Below are 15454 nucleotides of genomic sequence, written 5' to 3'. Positions count from 1 at the left end.
AGGAGGCACCGGAATGCGTGTTGTCATCGCCCCGGACAAATTCAAGGGCTCGCTGTCCGCGCCCGAGGTCGCCGAGCACCTGGCAACAGGCCTGCTGGCGGGCTTCGGCCAGGGCATACAAGCAACACGCATTCCGGTGGCCGACGGCGGCGAAGGAACCATCGACGCCGCCATCGGCTCCGGCTTCACCCGCCGGACCACCACCGTCACCGGCCCGCTCGGCGATCCGGTCAAAGCCGACTTCGCCATCCGCGGCGAGGAAGCTGTCATCGAAATGGCGGCAGCTTCCGGCCTGGCCCTCCTCCCCGAGGGCCCCACGTCGAAAACAGCCAAGACCGCCAACAGCATCGGCACGGGCGAACTGATCCGCGCCGCACTGGACCTCGGCTGCCGGAAGATCATCCTCGGCGTCGGCGGCAGCGCCAACACCGACGCCGGAGCAGGAGTCCTGCAGGGCCTCGGCGCCGTCTTCCTGGACAAGAACGGCAACGAGCTCCCCGGCGGCGGCGCCGCCCTCGCCCAGCTCGACAGCATCGACTTTGCCAACTTCGACGTCCGGATCGAGGCAACAGAGTTCGTGTTGGCGTCCGACGTCGACAACCCCCTTTTGGGGGACAGCGGAGCCCCAGCCATCTTCGGTCCGCAAAAGGGCGCGACGCCGGACGACGTCGCCGAACTGGATGCCGCCGCGAGCCACTTCGTCGACGTCCTCGCCGCAGCAACCGGGCAGCACGCCAAGTTCGCGGCCAAAGCTGAAGGCGCAGGCGCGGCTGGCGGCGTTGGCTACATAGCTATCGCGGCACTGAAGGCAGAGCGGCGGCCGGGTATCGACGTCGTCCTCGAATTCACTGAGCTGGAGAACAAACTGAAGGGCGCCGACCTGGTGATCACCGGCGAAGGCAGCCTGGACGAACAGAGCCTGCTCGGCAAGACCCCCATGGGTGTCTCAAGGGCAGCCACACGGCAGGGCGTTCCCGTGATCGCAGTCTGCGGCCGGAGTACGCTGAGCCGGGAACAACTGAACGACGCCGGTTTCCACACGGTCCACGCCCTGACCGACCTGGAAAAAGACGTCCAAAAATGTATCGCTGAAGCAGGTCCGTTGCTTGAACAATTAGGTAAGCACATAGGCGTGTACCTGGCGGAACGGACCGAAAACAAGGAGTACCTCAATGTCTGAAGCAATCGGCGCCTATGACCTCGTCATCCGGGGACAGCGCATCCTGACCACTGCCGGCCTCGCTGCACGCGAAGTTGGTATCCGCGACGGCGTCATCGTCGCCATCGAACCCCTGGGCAACGGCCTGACGGGCAATGAGGTCATCGAACTCGCGGACGACGAAACCCTCATCCCTGGCCTGGTGGACACCCACGTCCACGTCAACGAGCCCGGCCGCACCGAGTGGGAAGGCTTCGCCTCCGCCACCCGTGCCGCCGCTGCCGGTGGCGTGACCACCATCATCGACATGCCGCTGAACAGCATCCCGCCCACCACCACCGTGGACGGCCTGGAGCAGAAGCACGTCGTCGCCAAGGACCAGGCATTCGTCGATGTCGGATTCTGGGGCGGTGCCATCCCGGGCAACAAGGCCGACCTCCGCCCGCTGCACGACGAAGGCGTGTTCGGCTTCAAGTGCTTCCTCCTGCACTCCGGCGTGGACGAGTTCCCGCACCTGGATGCGGACGAGATGGAAGAGGACATGAAGGAATTGAAGTCCTTCGACTCCCTCATGATCGTCCACGCCGAGGACTCCCACGCGATCGACCGCGCCCCGCACCCCGGCGGCGACCACTACGAGACCTTCCTCGCCTCCCGCCCCCGCGGTGCTGAGAACAAGGCCATCGCCGAAGTCATCGAACGTGCCCGCTGGACTGGCGCCCGCGCCCACATCCTGCACCTTTCCTCCTCCGACGCGCTCCCCATGATCGCCTCGGCAAAGCGCGACGGCGTCAACCTCACCGTTGAGACCTGCCCGCACTACCTGACGCTCATGGCCGAAGAAATCCCCGATGGCGCCACGGCCTACAAGTGCTGCCCGCCCATCCGTGAGGCCTCCAACCGCGAGCTCCTCTGGAAGGGCCTGCAGGACGGCACCATCGACTGCATCGTCTCGGACCACTCCCCCTCCACACTCGACCTCAAGGACCTGGAGAACGGTGACTTCGCAGTGGCCTGGGGCGGCGTTTCGTCCCTCCAGCTGGGCCTGTCCCTGATCTGGACCGAAGCACGCCACCGCGGCATCCCGCTGGAGCAGGTTGTCGCTTGGATGTCGGAGAAGCCCGCCGCCTTGGCCCGCCTGCACAACAAGGGCCAGCTCGCCCTGGGCTACGACGCCGACTTCTCCATCTTCGCCCCGGACGAAGCCTTCGTTGTGGACGTCACCAAGCTCAAGCACAAGAACCCGATCACGCCGTACGACGGCCGTCCGCTGGCCGGCGTCGTCCGCAAGACCTACCTGCGCGGCACCCCGATCGACGGCCAGAACCCCGGCGGCAAGCTGCTCCGCCGCGGCAACGTTTAGGCCCACCACCATGGCAGTCAATGCCTATGGGCCACCGCCCGCACGGTTCCCCCGGCGCTCCAGCAACGGAGCGCCGGGGGCCGCGCGGCAGCAAGGCCTGACAGCACACGGTCTCGCGCTCTGGGTCAACCCGGCCGAGGGCGACCCCGTGGATCCTGAAATTTGGGAGCGGGCAGCACGACTTGTGCTGGCCCGCGCCATGAAACTTGCCCCGGAGGCGGAAGTCCGCATCTGGCCCGCCATCGGGGCACAGCACTCCGGCGTCGGCGACACTTCCTGGGGCGGCACTCCGCAGGAAGCCGCCGACGCCGGTACCAACGGCTCGCTCACCCTTGCCGATGCCCTCGCGGAGGCCCGGTCCAAAACCGCGTCCGACGGCGGCGACGGCACCCAAGCGGGCGGCAGCACCGCCGTCGAGCCCGTAACGTTGGCGAGCCGTCGCAGCCAACTTGCGGTGGACCTCGCTGCTGAAGTAGTCCTGCTTGATGGCGAGCCGGTTTCCTTTACTGGCATGGAATACAAGCTGCTGCGCTACCTGGTGGTGAACTGCTCGCGGGCCATCAGTCGTGAAGAATTGCAACGTTTCCTGGAGTCATTTGACCTTCCCGGCGCGGCTTTTCGCTCGATCGACGTTTATGTTGGAAGGGTGCGGCGGAAGCTCGGCTCCGCGCGCCACACCGTCGCCACCGTCCGTGGTGGTGGCTACCAGTTCGTGCCAGGCCCCTATGCCACAGTGCGCGGACCCGCGGAATACAGCATCTAGGTTCGCTGTTCTACATCTCGAATCCGCTTTATTTTGAATGACCAAACGCCGGTGCACACCGGTTGAATGTAAAGGATCGCCATGACCCAGAAACTCATCGTCGGAACGCAAGCACCTGACTTCACGCTGCTCGACGCCGACGGCAACAAGGTCTCGCTGTCCGATTACCGCGGACGCAACGTCATTGTGTACTTCTACCCGAAGGCAGCCACCCCCGGCTGCACCACCGAGGCTTGCGACTTCCGCGACAACCTCGCCAGTCTGCAGGGCTCCGGCTACGAGGTCCTCGGGATCTCCCCCGACGGCCCCGAAGCCCTGGCCAAGTTCACCGGCGACTTCGCCCTGACCTTCCCGCTGCTCTCCGACGAAGACCACGCCGTGGCGTTGGCTTACGGCGCATGGGGCGAAAAGCTGGTCGACGGCGAGATCGTCGAAGGCCTGGTGCGCTCCACTGTCGTCGTGGACGGCGAAGGCCTTGTCCGCCTCACCCAGTACCAGGTCTCCGCACAGGGCCACGTCCAGGCGCTGAAGGAAGAGCTGCTGGGCGTCTAACCCTCTCTCACATCACGCGCGCTTGAGCCGGACGCCCGCTCACATCCCCCGCGCTTGAGCCGGACGCCCGCTCACATAACTGCACAAATCTTGTAACGCCCGCTCACCAAAAGTGAGCGGGCGTTTCATTTGACGTGACTAAACGTGACAAATAGCCAGCAGCATTAGTTAATGGAGCCATGGTCTCAACCTCGCCCCCGCGCCATGCCGTCGTTGTCGAAGACGACGCCGACATTCGCGGCCTCCTCGTCCTGGTCCTTGAGCAGCTCGACTTTGTGGTGACCGAGGCGCCCGACGGTCTTTCCGGCGTCGAGGCCGTCCGCAGCACCAACGCCGAACTGGTGACCCTGGACATCAACCTCCCGGACATCGACGGCATGGAAGTCTGCCGCCGCCTCCGCGAATTTTCTGACGCATACATCCTGATGCTCACCGCCCGCGCCGATGAGATCGACCGCCTCAACGGCCTGGATACCGGCGCGGACGACTACATCAACAAACCCTTCAGCCCACGGGAACTCCAGGCCCGCATCCGTGCCCTGTTCCGTCGGGCCCGGACGCCCGCCGCACCTGCGGAGGACCCGCGCCAGGTGGACGAACTTGAGCGGGCGGCCGTCGTGCAGCAAAGCCTCCTCCCGCGCGAAACAGTCCGGCTGGAAGGATACGACGTCGCCGGCGCCTTCCGTCCGACCCGCAGCGTTGGCGGGGACTTCTACGACTGGTACCAGACCCGCGACGGCATGCACCTGACCTTTGCCGACGCGATGGGCAAGGGAATGGGCGCCGCGCTGATCGCCGCCACTGTCCGGGCCGTGATGCGTTCCGTGGCGGACACCCCGGCCATCGATGACGCCTTCGCCTCGGCCAGCCTCACCATCGCCTCCGACCTCGACCAGTCCGGCTCGTTCGCCACGATGTTCCACGCACGGCTGCACAGCGCCTCCGGGAAGCTCAGCTACATCGACGCCGGACACGGGCTCGCGCTGCATATCCCCGCAGAGGGGACCGCACAGAGGCTCGTGTCGGCTGGTCCGCCCGTCGGCATCCTGGATGGCCAGCACTGGCCGGCCTCTGAAGTGGAACTTGAGCCGGGAGATTCCCTGGTGATTGTCAGCGACGGGGTGCTGGACGCCCATGAGTCGTTGGAAGACTTCGTGCGGAACGTCGAGAAAGCGGCGCGCACCGGACCTACTTCGGACGACGTCTGCGCCGCCCTGCTGGAGCTGGCACCGGCGGCAACAGCCGAAGACGACGTGACCGCCGTCGTCGTTCGCCGTAAACCTGACGCAAGGCACTAAAGCCACAAAGGGGGGATTTTGACACGTTTCTGGACCCGGTTGATCGTAGTCCTGACAGTAATTCTGGGCGTCAATTATGTGGCGTGGCGTTGGATGGCGTCGCTGAACTGGGATGCCTGGTGGATCGCGGTTCCGCTGGTGATCGCTGAGACGTACAGCCTGATCGATGTGATGCTGTTCGGCCTGACGGTGTGGAACCTCAAGATCCGCAAGCCACCACCCCCGCCGCCTGCGGATGCAACGGTGGATGTCTTCATCACCACGTACAACGAGCCATTGGATCTTGTGATGACCACGGCCCTGGCTGCCAAGGACATCACTTGGCCGCACAGTACCTGGATCCTCGACGACGGCAACCGGCCTGAGATGCGCGAACTCGCCGAAGCCCACGGCATCGGTTACGTGACGCGCACTGCTGACTGGACACCCGACATGCCGCGGCACGCCAAAGCGGGCAACCTGAACAACGCGCTCATGATCACCTCGGGCGAGTACCTGTTGATTCTCGACGCCGACCAGATCCCCGAGCCGGACATCCTGGACAAGACGCTGGGCTACTTCAACGACGGCCGTGTGGCCCTGGTCCAGACCCCGCAGTACTTCATCAACGTCCCCGCCGACGATCCCCTGGGCAGCCAGGCACCCCTGTTCTACGGACCCATCCAGCAGGGCAAGGACGGCTGGAACGCTGCGTTCTTCTGCGGCTCCAACGCCATCCTCCGCCGGGAAGCCCTCATGCAGCTGGGCCTGGTGGGTTATGTGAAGGCCACGGAGAAGAGCGTCCGCCGCGCCTTGGCAGCCTCGCGCACCGCCATCAAGAAGGCACGCCGCTCCCCCGAGGCTGAGAACCCGCTGGTGGAGCAGATGCTGAACGAGGTGGAAGCCGCCACCGAATCAGCCCAGAAGGAGCTCGACGCCGGCGCCTCCCTGAGCGAAATCACGTTCCGGGTGCGCCGCAAAGTGGACGACGCCGTTCGCACCCTTGTGGCCGCGGACTTCTCCGCGCTGCAATCGGACCTCGAAGAAATCGCCGCGATGGAACTTGCCCACGTCGGGGAGTCGGGCGTCACCACCGTGGCGAGTGACGCCGTCGACCGTATGTCCGGTCGTGACTGGTCGCCGTTGGGTGCCCTCGAATCCGTCCACGCTGTCCTGGACGCCATCTCCGTCGAGCGCACGGACGAAGCCCAGCCGATCATGCCGCTGGCCACCATCTCCGTCACCGAGGACATGGCGACCGCGATGCGCCTGCACGGACTGGGCTGGAAGAGCGTCTACCATCACGAGATCCTGGCCAACGGCCTCGCGCCGGAGGACATCAAAACCATGCTCACCCAGCGCCTCCGTTGGGCCCAGGGCACCATCCAGGTCCTCCTCCGCGAGAACCCGCTGGTCCAGCGCCGGCTCACGTGGGGACAGCGGCTCATGTATTTCTCGACGATGTGGAGCTACCTCAGCGGTTTCGCCGCCGTCGTGTATTTCGCCGCGCCGATCATCTACCTGACGCTCGGCATCCTCCCGGTGAGCAGCCTCAGCTACGACTTCTTCATCCGCTTCATCCCGTTCATGGTGGTGAACCAGTTGCTGTTCCTCGTGGCCGGGCACGGTATCCCCACCTGGCGCGGGCAGCAGTACAGCCTTGCGCTGTTCCCCACCTGGATCAAGGCCTGCACGACGGCGGCACGGAACGTTTGGTTCGGCCGTCCCCTTGGGTTTGCGGTCACCCCCAAAGCGCGGCAGAGCGGCGGACCAAGTTGGAGCTTGATCCGGCCCCAAATCATCGTGGCCGTGCTGCTGACCGTGGCGTTGATCGTTGGCCTCATCCGCTTGCTCGCCGGAATGTCGGAACCCCTGGGCACCCTGGTGAACGTGGCGTGGGTGGCGTTCGACCTCGTGGTCCTGAGCGTGCTGGTCAAAGCAGTTTTGTACAAGGGTTTTGTGCCCGAAAGTGGGCCTGAGCACCAAGAAGAAAGGAATGCAGATGCAGTTTAGCTACGAGGTCAAGGACGCCTACGCGGAGGTCAAGAGCGTGGGCCGGCTGAACATGGTAGCCGCGCCCAAGCTTCGCGAAGTGGTGGCTGAAGTTGTTGCCGGCGGCTCGAGCCGTGTTGTGGTCAACCTGGCGGAGACGGACTTCATGGATTCCTCGGGGCTTGGGGCGCTCATCGGTTGCCTTAAAGCTGCCCGCCAAGCCGGTGGTGACCTGCGCATCGCCGCCGTCCAGCCGCAGGTCAAGATGGTCCTGGAACTGACCAACATGGACCGGGTCCTCACGGCCTACCCCACGCCTGAAGACGCTTTCGGCAATGACTGATGTAGTCGCCCGCCGGGGATTTCACGGGCCCTCCAACGACGAAGCCATCGAGTCCATCCACAACGAGCTGGACGCCCTGTGGGACGATGCCTCTTTTGTGCCGGACATGGACCGGATGACGTTCGCTACAGCAGTGATTGAAGCTGCGGCGAACATCGTGCAGCACGCGCTCCCCGCGGCAGAGAAGCCGGTGGAGATCGACGTCGACATCAGCGTGCGCCCTGACCGCTTGGTGGCCCGGGTCAGCGCTTTTAATGCCCGGGAACCGTTCGCCGATGATATGCAGGCCTCGATGCCGGATTCCGATGCCGAGTCCGGGCGTGGGCTGGCGCTGATCGAGGCTTTGGTGACAACTGTGACGTTCGAGCGCCAGGACGGCACCAACACCTGGATCCTCACCCGCGAAACCTGACCCTCGCTCACATCCCCCGCGCTTGGGCCCGACGCTCGCTCACATCCCACCCGCTTGGGCCGAACGCTCGCTCACATCCCACCCGCTTGGGCCGGACGCTGGCTCACATTCCACCCGCTTGCGCCCCACGCTCGCTCACATCCCCCGGGCTTGAACCGAACCCTCGCTCACATCCCCCGCGCTTGGGCCGGACGCTCGCTCACATCCCACCCCCAATTCCCTATCCTTCGCTCACCACTGTCCACAGGGGCGTTCTCCCCATGGCCGGACGCAAGGCAAGCGTGAAAGCATGCGGTGACTGCCGCCGTCGTGCATCAACGCGCAGGCAAGCGCAACGGAAACCGGGGGAAGAATGCCAAACACCATCAAGCTGGGGAAGCGGGCCGTTGTCTTGGCCTGCGCCCTCACGTTGGCCGCCTGCAGCCAGGCGCCGGGCGACCCAACCCGGGAAACAAGTGACTCCCCAACGGTCACTCCTCAGCAAACCGCAGCCCCGGTGGCCGAGAGTTTTGCCAAGTACGACGCCCTTCGCACTGAATTAATTGCCGCCTTGGAACAAAAGCTGCCCGGAATCACCTGGAGTGAGGACAAGCGGGCGTCCCTGTCGAAGGCGAACGATGGGCGGTGCATCCTGCGGCCGGCGAGCATGAAGAGCAGTGCGGACATCGTGGAGCCGTCCCGGAATTTCGAGGAAGTCTTCGCGGCCGGCAACCCTGTCCTTGGCAAGCATGGCTTTCCGGAATTTGGGGGCACGGATGATGTTCCTGGAGGCTGGGTGGTGGCGCGCAGCACGGACGCTGTGGGAGCCACCGTAAGCATCGAGTCCAAAAGCCCGGCGTACCTGCGAATCACGGTTCCGGTAAGTTCAGCCACTTGCGACTCCTCGGAACTCCCCACCGTCGCCGGATAACGCACCTTGGGATGTGAGAGAGGAAACCGGAAATCCGGGAGGGACGTGAGAGAGCGACGCGCTCAAACCCACGGAACGTGAGAGAGCGACCCGCTCAAACCCTTGGGATGTGAGAGAGCGACGCACTCAAACCCTTGGGATGTGAGAGAGCGTTGGGTTCAAGCGGGAGGGATGTGAGCGAGCGTCAGGCCTTTGCGAGGGCTTCCTTCAGCGCCCCCAGCACCAGGGTCACCGAGGCACTGTTGGCATTCGGGCCCATCATGCCGATACGCCACACCGTGTCGGCGAACTCCCCTACGCCGGAGCCAATCTCGATACTGAAGTGCTCCAAAAGGTAAGCGCGGACGGCTGCCGAGTTGACGCCGTCGGGCACTTTCACGGTGGTGAGGCTCGGCAGGCGTGAGCCTTCGGCGGCGAACAGTTTCAGTCCGATCTCCTGCAGTCCGCCCTGCAAAGCAGCGCCCGCGGCGCGGTGCCGGGCCTGTACGTTCTCCAAGCCCTCGGCGAGGATCCGGTCCAGTGCCGCCTCGAGTCCGGCGATCATGGTGACGGGCGCGGTGTGGTGGTACGTCCGCGCGCCTGAAGCAGCCCCGACGTACCCGCCGAGCAGACCGATGTCGAGGTACCACGAGCGCGGATCCTTGACGCGGCGCTCGAACGCGCGATCTGACACCGTGAAGGGCGAGAGCCCCGGCGGGACGCCCAAGCATTTCTGGGTGCCGGCGTATCCGACGTCGATGCCCCAGTCGTCTGCCCGAAGGTCCAGTCCGCCTATGGACGTGACGGCGTCGGTGATCAGCAGGGCGTCGCCCTTCCCGGCTCCGAGGGCAGCAATATCCGAGATCACGCCCACGGACGTCTCTGCATGGACGGCGGCGATGACCGCGGGGTTTGGGTGTGCGGATAGGACACGGTCGGCATCGACCGGCTGGCCCCATTCGTGGTCCACCCGGATGACTGTCGCCCCGCAGCGCCGGGCGACCTCACACATGCGCGCCCCAAAAAGTCCGTTGACGGCGATGACAGCTACGTCGCCGTCGGACACGGTGTTCACGAACGCCGCTTCCATGCCGCCGGAACCTGTGGCGCTTAACGGAAGGGTCCGCGCGTTGGCCGTGCCCCACACTGTCCGTAGCCCCTCGCAGGTGTGGTCGAGGCGCTCGATGAACACCGGATCAAGGTGGCCCAGCACCGGGTAGGCCAGAGCGGCCATGGCCTCGGGGTAGCAATTGCTCGGGCCGGGACCGAACAGGAACCTGGATGTCAGAATGTCGGGCATGCGAACTCCTTCAGTTGAGGTCATTCTGCCCCAGCAGCCGTTGTGAGGCCCGCTCTTCGTGCCAAAAGTCGGGCATGGGACGTATATCAGGCCCCGCAAGGGGAACTCCAAAGCGCAAATGCTAAGGTTACTCACTAATATCGAAGCCGCCACGATAGGGGACGAGAGTGACGACTGAAGGAAACAGCCCCGCAGAACAGGGCGTACGGGGTGAAGTAAACCAGGACCGCTTCGTCGCCGGGCAGGATCTTACGCGGTGGAAGTCCCCGGCGGGCCGAACCTTGGCCAGGGGCGCGGAGCGGGTCACCAAGTTCCTTGGCCCCTACGCAGCCCTCATCATCACACTCCTGGTGGGCCTCGGTGTCACGCTTGCACTGGCATGGGCCTTCGGTGAAGTCTACGAGTCCGTCACAGAAGCCAACGGCGTCGCGAACTTCGATCACCCCGTGCTGGAAGCAGCCAAGTCCTTCCGCTCCCCTGCTGCAGATGCGGCCATCACGGCCTATACGAACGTGGGCGGCACCGTTGGCATGCCACTCATCGCGGTGGGAATCATGATTTTCCTGGCAACCCGCAGGCGTTCGTGGACTCCGGTCATTCTGATGCTCGCAACCGGCCTGGGTTCACTCCTGATCACCATCTTGGGAAAGCCGCTGTTTGGCCGCACACGCCCCGATCTTGCGGACGCGATCCCGCCATACGAACATTCGGCTTCATTCCCCAGCGGCCACTCCCTGAATTCGATCGTGATCGCTGGAATCGTGGCCTACCTGATCATCCTGCGGGTCAAGACCGCCAGGGCAAGGGTCATCACCATAGTCATCGCCGCCGTCTTTGCGGCAACCATGGGCCTGAGCAGGGTCTACCTCGGCCACCACTGGCTGACCGACGTCCTGGCCGCCTGGGCTATCGGCATCGCGTGGCTCGCGCTGGTCATCACCGCTCACAGGCTCTATCTGACGGTGCGCACGAGGCGTCATCACGAGGTAGTCTCTTGACACCAGCCGGGCGACTCGGCTTAACTGAATTACGTATGCTGAAATAACAGTTCCATGATGCGGAAGCAAGAAAGCAAACGCTTCCTCCCGAAAGCGGGGGTTCCGCATAGCCCACACCATGGATGCCAGCATTTTGCACGAGGATGACAAGCATGGAGCTTGCAGTATTCAACAGCGTCGACCGGGACGAGGCCATCAAGACCCTCACCCCCTGCCTGGATATCAGCCGCTGGGTGGAAGCCGTCGTCGACGCGCGCCCCTACGCCAGCGTCGATGAACTCCTGGCACAGGCCGAACGCGCCGCCGAGCCCTTTACTGCGGCCGAGGTGGAATCAGCCATGGCCCACCACCCCCGCATCGGTGAACGTCCCAAGGCACAAACCACCGAGGCGGCCATGTCGCGTTCGGAACAAGCCGGCGTCGACCCCGGGGACAACGAGACGACAACCGCGCTGGCAGAAGGCAACCGGGCGTACGAAGAGAAGTTCGGCCGCGTCTTCCTGATCCGCGCCGCCGGTCGCAGCGCCCAGGAAATCCTCAGCACGCTGCAGGAGCGCCTCAACCACACCCCCGAAGAAGAAGACACGATTGTGGCCGGGCAGCTGCGGGAGATCGCGCTGTTGCGTCTCTCCGGCCTGGTCAGCGAAGGAGTCAACGCATGAGCGTCTCACAAGTAACCACGCACATCCTGGACACCGGTTCCGGTCGCCCGGCGGCGGGGGTCGCCGTCGTGCTTTACGTCCGCGAAGGCGACGAATGGACCCTGGTGGCCAAGGGCGAAACCGATGCCGACGGCCGCATCAAGACCCTTGGCCCGGAGCGCGTCCCGGGTGGCGCCTACCGCCTGAACTTCGCCACCGGCGCGTACTACGAAGGTCTCGGCACCGAGACCTTCTTCCCGGAAGTGGACCTCAACTTCACAGTTTCCGACGCCGGCGAGCACTACCACGTGCCGCTCCTGTTGAGCCCGTTCGCCTTCTCGACGTACCGCGGCAGCTAACCCGCCAAGTTTTTGTACAGGTAATGCCCTTAAGGAGTCTTCTTAGGGGCATTATCTGTACCCAAACGCGGAACGGTACGCTTGAAGGTATGGCTTCAGAGGACACCACCCCCAACACCGCCCGCCGCGAAATCACGGTTCGCCGGGCGCCCAAGTTCGTTCCCTTCATGATTTTGGGCGCGGTGGTGGGGGCAATCGTGGCCGCAATCATCGCTTACGGCCGCCCGGCCGATCCCGCCTTCGACGCGAGCACAGTGTTCGGATTCTTCCTCACCGTCTGCGCCGGCGGCGGCGTCATCCTCTTCTCCATCCTGGCCCTGGTCCTGGACCGCATGAGCGTCAAGCGCTCCGAGCGTGCGGTGGTGGAGGCCGTTCCGGATTCGGTTCCGGACGAGGGACCAGAGAACGACGGCGTCCGCTAAGTCAGGCGCCCGTCCCGCCCTTTTGCGGGGGAGCCAATGTGAGACACACCGCATTTTCGGCCCGACACGCCTGATCTTCGCCTTTTCTGTAGGGGTTGGCGGGGTCATATAGGCTGCGGGGGAACGTACCACGCCCACAACATGAGACAATCGACCAGTGGCACGTGGCGACGGAAAACTTTCTCATGATCTTCTCCCCGGCGAAAAAGGCCCCCAGGACGCTTGTGGCGTCTTCGGTGTCTGGGCTCCCGGTGAAGAAGTAGCAAAACTCACCTATTACGGGCTGTATGCGCTGCAGCACCGCGGACAAGAATCGGCTGGTATCGCTACCAGTGACGGCAAGCGCATCAACGTCTATAAGGACATGGGCCTTGTGTCCCAGGTGTTCGATGAGACAACTTTGAACACCCTGACCGGGCACTTGGCCGTGGGCCACTGCCGGTACTCCACCACCGGTGCAAGCCACTGGGCCAATGCGCAGCCGACCCTCGGCGCGACAGCAACCGGCACGGTTGCACTGGCCCACAACGGCAACCTGACCAACACCGCTGAGCTCCGGGAAATGATCCTCCAGCGCAACGACGGCCAGCTGACCGGCGAAATGAAGCAGGGCAACACCTCCGACACCGCACTGGTGACGGCCCTCCTTGAAGGTGAAGAGGGCAAGACCCTGGAGCAGACCGCTCTGGAGCTGCTTCCCAAGATCAAGGGTGGCTTCTGCTTCGTGTTCATGGACGAGGGAACCCTCTACGCAGCACGTGACACGTACGGCATCCGGCCGCTATGCCTCGGCCGCCTGGATCGCGGCTGGGTTGTCGCCTCCGAACAGGCCGGTCTGGCCACCGTCGGTGCCAGCTTCATCCGCGAGATCGAGCCCGGCGAGTTCATCGCCATCGACGAGGACGGCGTCCGTTCGCAGCGCTTCGCCGAGCCGACCCCGGCCGGTTGCGTCTTCGAATACGTTTACCTGGCCCGTCCCGACGCCGCCATCGCCGGCCGCTCCGTCTACGAGTCCCGCGTGGAGATGGGCCGCCAGTTGGCCCGCGAGAACACCCACGAGGCAGACCTCGTCATTCCGGTGCCCGAGTCCGGCACTCCCGCCGCTGTGGGCTACGCCGAACAGTCCGGGATTCCGTTCGCACACGGCTTCGTCAAGAACGCCTACGTTGGCCGTACCTTCATCCAGCCTTCACAGACGCTGCGCCAGCTCGGTATCCGGCTCAAGCTCAACGCCTTGGAGTCCGTGATCCGCGGCAAGCGCATCGTGGTGGTGGACGACTCGATCGTCCGCGGAAACACCCAGCGCGCCATTGTCCGTATGCTGCGGGAAGCCGGCGCCAAAGAGGTCCACGTCAAGATCTCCTCTCCCCCGGTCCAGTGGCCTTGCTTCTACGGCATCGACTTCGCCTCCCGCGCGGAGCTGATCGCCAACGGTGCCACCATCGACGAGATCTCCCAGGCCATCGGCGCCGACTCGCTGGCCTACATCTCCGAAGACGGCATGATCGGCGCCACCCAGCAGCCACGCGAACGTCTCTGCACCGCCTGCTTCACGGGCAAGTACCCGATCGAGCTGCCGCACGCGGACAAGCTGGGCAAGAACCTGCTGGAGCGCACCGACCTGGGTGGCCTCACCCCTGCCGAAGACTCCGTTGAAGAAACCGAGGATCCGGCCGAGAAGCCCGGCGCCACGGGCTGCGATCCAGGGCCCGACGCCGAATTCGAGAACCTCCTGACCGACGCTGATCGTTTGACCGACGCCGACAAGAAAGAGTCTGTATGACCTCCGCAACCCCCGCCGCTGACAACAACGCCGGCATCACCTACGCTTCGGCAGGTGTCGACGTCGAAGCGGGAGACCGCGCAGTCGAACTCATGAAGGGCGCTGTCAAGGCGACCCATAACTCGTCGGTGATTGGCGGCGTCGGCGGTTTCGCTGGCCTCTACGACGTCTCAAAGCTCCTGACTTACAAGAAGCCGCTCCTGGCGACCTCCACCGACGGTGTCGGTACCAAGGTGGCCATTGCGCAGGCCATGGACATCCACGACACCATCGGTTTCGACCTGGTGGGCATGGTGGTGGACGACATCGTTGTTGTGGGCGCCGAGCCGCTCTACATGACGGACTACATCGCCTGCGGCAAGGTTGTTCCCGAGCGCATTGCTGACATCGTCCGCGGTATCGCTTCGGCTTGCTCCGTAGCCGGTACCGCCCTGGTGGGTGGCGAAACCGCCGAGCACCCGGGCCTCCTGGGGGAGCACGAATACGACGTCGCAGGTGCCGCCACCGGTGTTGTGGAAGCTGACGCACTGCTCGGCCCGGACCGCGTCCGCGCGGGCGACGTCGTGATCGGCATGGCCTCCTCCGGCCTGCACTCCAACGGTTACTCCCTTGTCCGCCGCGTCATCAACCACGCCGGTTGGGCCCTGGACCGTCAGGTTTCCGAGCTTGGCCGCACGCTGGGTGAGGAACTCCTGGAGCCCACCCGCGTCTACGCCGCCGACTGCCTGGACCTGGCCCGCACGTTCCCGGTTTCCGCCGGAGCAGCTGTTCACGGCTTCAGCCACGTCACCGGTGGTGGCCTGGCCGCAAACCTGGCACGCGTCCTCCCGCAGGGCCTCGTCGCCACGGTTGACCGCGCCACGTGGGAGCTCCCAGCGATCTTCAAGCTCGTTTCCGAGCTCGGCAACGTTCCGCTGGCCGACCTGGAGCGTACGCTGAACCTCGGCGTGGGCATGGTTGCGATCGTTTCCCCGGAAGCTGCCGACGCCGCAGTCGCCCGCCTCAACGAGCGCGGCCTGCCGTCCTGGGTCATGGGTACCGTTACGGAGAACTCGGACTCGATCGACAAGACCGGTCCGGATTACGTCCAGGGTGCCAAGGGTGTCGACGGCGGCGCGGTCCGTTTGGTGAACGCCTACGCCTAAGCGTCCTCTCGCTTGAAAAGCGGCCCGGCAGTTGGATCAACTGCCGGGCCGCTTTT

Annotated in this window: 16 protein-coding genes; 15 read left to right on the top strand and 1 reads right to left on the bottom strand. The window is 64.7% G+C overall.

Going from position 1 to position 15454, the window contains the following annotated elements; all coding sequences use genetic code 11:
- The first annotated feature begins 13 nt into the window (after positions 1–13).
- The 9 genes from FDP28_RS10055 to FDP28_RS10015 all read left to right on the top strand — a co-directional run bounded on the left by FDP28_RS10055 (position 14) and on the right by FDP28_RS10015 (position 8771).
- Positions 14–1180, top strand: coding sequence for a glycerate kinase (locus FDP28_RS10055; RefSeq protein WP_144661290.1), 1167 nt, complete (start codon positions 14–16; stop codon positions 1178–1180).
- Positions 1173–2522, top strand: coding sequence for an allantoinase AllB (allB, locus tag FDP28_RS10050; RefSeq protein WP_144661289.1), 1350 nt, complete (start codon positions 1173–1175; stop codon positions 2520–2522). The genes FDP28_RS10055 and allB overlap by 8 nt, the downstream gene beginning before the upstream one ends.
- Before the next feature lie 10 nt (positions 2523–2532).
- Positions 2533–3285 carry a winged helix-turn-helix domain-containing protein gene (locus FDP28_RS10045; protein WP_144661288.1) on the top strand — a complete coding sequence of 251 codons (753 nt, stop codon included), beginning with the start codon at positions 2533–2535 and terminating at the stop codon, positions 3283–3285.
- An 81-nt stretch (positions 3286–3366) separates the two neighbouring features.
- Positions 3367–3837, top strand: a complete 471-nt coding sequence (gene bcp / locus FDP28_RS10040) for a thioredoxin-dependent thiol peroxidase (protein WP_144661287.1) — start codon at positions 3367–3369, stop codon at positions 3835–3837.
- 179 nt (positions 3838–4016) lie between these two features.
- The gene (locus tag FDP28_RS10035) at positions 4017–5135 is read left to right on the top strand and encodes a PP2C family protein-serine/threonine phosphatase (RefSeq protein WP_144661286.1); all 1119 of its coding nucleotides are present in this window, start codon (positions 4017–4019) and stop codon (positions 5133–5135) included.
- A gap of 18 nt (positions 5136–5153) precedes the next feature.
- Positions 5154–7127: a glycosyltransferase family 2 protein gene (locus tag FDP28_RS10030; RefSeq protein ID WP_144661285.1), complete on the top strand. Its 1974-nt coding sequence runs from the start codon at positions 5154–5156 to the stop codon at positions 7125–7127.
- Positions 7117–7449 (top strand): STAS domain-containing protein, encoded by a 333-nt coding sequence (locus tag FDP28_RS10025; RefSeq protein WP_144661394.1) that lies wholly within the window; start codon positions 7117–7119, stop codon positions 7447–7449. The genes FDP28_RS10030 and FDP28_RS10025 overlap by 11 nt, the downstream gene beginning before the upstream one ends.
- Positions 7442–7861: an ATP-binding protein gene (locus tag FDP28_RS10020; protein WP_144661284.1), complete on the top strand. Its 420-nt coding sequence runs from the start codon at positions 7442–7444 to the stop codon at positions 7859–7861. Before FDP28_RS10025 ends, FDP28_RS10020 begins: the two co-directional genes overlap by 8 nt.
- Positions 7862–8213: 352 nt before the next feature.
- Positions 8214–8771, top strand: a complete 558-nt coding sequence (locus FDP28_RS10015) for a hypothetical protein (RefSeq protein ID WP_144661283.1) — start codon at positions 8214–8216, stop codon at positions 8769–8771.
- A gap of 184 nt (positions 8772–8955) precedes the next feature.
- Here the strand turns inward: FDP28_RS10015 and FDP28_RS10010 are convergent, their stop codons facing one another.
- Entirely contained in the window at positions 8956–10050 is a 1095-nt protein-coding gene (locus FDP28_RS10010; protein WP_144661282.1) for a pyridoxal-phosphate-dependent aminotransferase family protein, read from the bottom strand.
- Positions 10051–10217: 167 nt separating this feature from the next.
- On the opposite strand from FDP28_RS10010, the gene FDP28_RS10005 reads away from it, so the two are divergent.
- From FDP28_RS10005 to purM, 6 genes are all read left to right on the top strand, one after another.
- On the top strand, positions 10218–11048 hold the full coding sequence (locus FDP28_RS10005) for a phosphatase PAP2 family protein (protein ID WP_144661281.1): 831 nt from the start codon (positions 10218–10220) through the stop codon (positions 11046–11048).
- Positions 11049–11200: 152 nt separating this feature from the next.
- Positions 11201–11710, top strand: coding sequence for a 2-oxo-4-hydroxy-4-carboxy-5-ureidoimidazoline decarboxylase (uraD, locus tag FDP28_RS10000; RefSeq protein ID WP_144661280.1), 510 nt, complete (start codon positions 11201–11203; stop codon positions 11708–11710).
- The gene (gene uraH / locus FDP28_RS09995; protein ID WP_144661279.1) at positions 11707–12048 is read left to right on the top strand and encodes a hydroxyisourate hydrolase; all 342 of its coding nucleotides are present in this window, start codon (positions 11707–11709) and stop codon (positions 12046–12048) included. The genes uraD and uraH overlap by 4 nt, the downstream gene beginning before the upstream one ends.
- Positions 12049–12137: 89 nt before the next feature.
- The gene (locus tag FDP28_RS09990) at positions 12138–12470 is read left to right on the top strand and encodes a hypothetical protein (protein WP_144661278.1); all 333 of its coding nucleotides are present in this window, start codon (positions 12138–12140) and stop codon (positions 12468–12470) included.
- Between the two features lie 157 nt (positions 12471–12627).
- Positions 12628–14253 (top strand): amidophosphoribosyltransferase, encoded by a 1626-nt coding sequence (gene purF / locus FDP28_RS09985; protein WP_144661277.1) that lies wholly within the window; start codon positions 12628–12630, stop codon positions 14251–14253.
- Entirely contained in the window at positions 14250–15398 is a 1149-nt protein-coding gene (purM, locus tag FDP28_RS09980) for a phosphoribosylformylglycinamidine cyclo-ligase (protein ID WP_144661276.1), read from the top strand. Before purF ends, purM begins: the two co-directional genes overlap by 4 nt.
- Positions 15399–15454: the final 56 nt, after the last annotated feature.

This window comes from Paenarthrobacter nicotinovorans (assembly GCF_007670255.1).
GTDB lineage: Bacteria > Actinomycetota > Actinomycetes > Actinomycetales > Micrococcaceae > Arthrobacter > Arthrobacter nicotinovorans_B.
The sequence above is the reverse complement of the archived record's forward strand: the minus strand, read 5'-3'. Positions and strand labels throughout refer to the sequence as shown.

Coding starts and splice junctions, on each gene's coding strand:
- FDP28_RS10010 (WP_144661282.1), bottom strand. CDS start 10,050: ATGCCCGACATTCTGACATCCAGGTTCCTGTTCGGTCCCGGCCCGAGC.
- uraD (WP_144661280.1), top strand. CDS start 11,201: ATGGAGCTTGCAGTATTCAACAGCGTCGACCGGGACGAGGCCATCAAG.
- FDP28_RS10055 (WP_144661290.1), top strand. CDS start 14: ATGCGTGTTGTCATCGCCCCGGACAAATTCAAGGGCTCGCTGTCCGCG.
- allB (WP_144661289.1), top strand. CDS start 1,173: ATGTCTGAAGCAATCGGCGCCTATGACCTCGTCATCCGGGGACAGCGC.
- FDP28_RS10020 (WP_144661284.1), top strand. CDS start 7,442: ATGACTGATGTAGTCGCCCGCCGGGGATTTCACGGGCCCTCCAACGAC.
- purM (WP_144661276.1), top strand. CDS start 14,250: ATGACCTCCGCAACCCCCGCCGCTGACAACAACGCCGGCATCACCTAC.
- FDP28_RS10025 (WP_144661394.1), top strand. CDS start 7,117: ATGCAGTTTAGCTACGAGGTCAAGGACGCCTACGCGGAGGTCAAGAGC.
- uraH (WP_144661279.1), top strand. CDS start 11,707: ATGAGCGTCTCACAAGTAACCACGCACATCCTGGACACCGGTTCCGGT.
- FDP28_RS09990 (WP_144661278.1), top strand. CDS start 12,138: ATGGCTTCAGAGGACACCACCCCCAACACCGCCCGCCGCGAAATCACG.
- FDP28_RS10045 (WP_144661288.1), top strand. CDS start 2,533: ATGGCAGTCAATGCCTATGGGCCACCGCCCGCACGGTTCCCCCGGCGC.
- FDP28_RS10035 (WP_144661286.1), top strand. CDS start 4,017: ATGGTCTCAACCTCGCCCCCGCGCCATGCCGTCGTTGTCGAAGACGAC.
- FDP28_RS10015 (WP_144661283.1), top strand. CDS start 8,214: ATGCCAAACACCATCAAGCTGGGGAAGCGGGCCGTTGTCTTGGCCTGC.
- bcp (WP_144661287.1), top strand. CDS start 3,367: ATGACCCAGAAACTCATCGTCGGAACGCAAGCACCTGACTTCACGCTG.